The following is a 288-nucleotide window of genomic DNA, read 5'->3' on the forward strand; positions in this document are numbered from 1 at the left end:
TGCCCGATCTGCGACCAGGGCGGCGAATGCGATCTTCAGGACCAGGCGATGGCTTACGGCGTCGATTTCAGCCGCTATCGCGAGCCGAAACGCGCCGCCGAGGAACTGGATCTCGGCCCGCTGGTCGAGACGCACATGACGCGCTGTATCTCGTGCACGCGCTGCGTCCGCTTCACCACCGAGGTGGCGGGCATCAGCCAGATGGGGCAGACCGGGCGCGGCGAGGACAGCGAGATCACCAGCTATCTGAACGAGACGCTGGCCTCGAACCTTCAGGGCAACATCATC

Annotated in this window: 1 pseudogene; it reads left to right on the plus strand. The window is 64.9% G+C overall.

Going from position 1 to position 288, the window contains the following annotated elements:
• Positions 1-288 (plus strand): annotated as a pseudogene (locus B4L36_RS11930) (NADH-quinone oxidoreductase subunit G); the annotation flags it as partial.

Source organism: Paracoccus sp. UBA889, assembly GCA_002294185.1.
Lineage (GTDB): Bacteria > Pseudomonadota > Alphaproteobacteria > Rhodobacterales > Rhodobacteraceae > Paracoccus.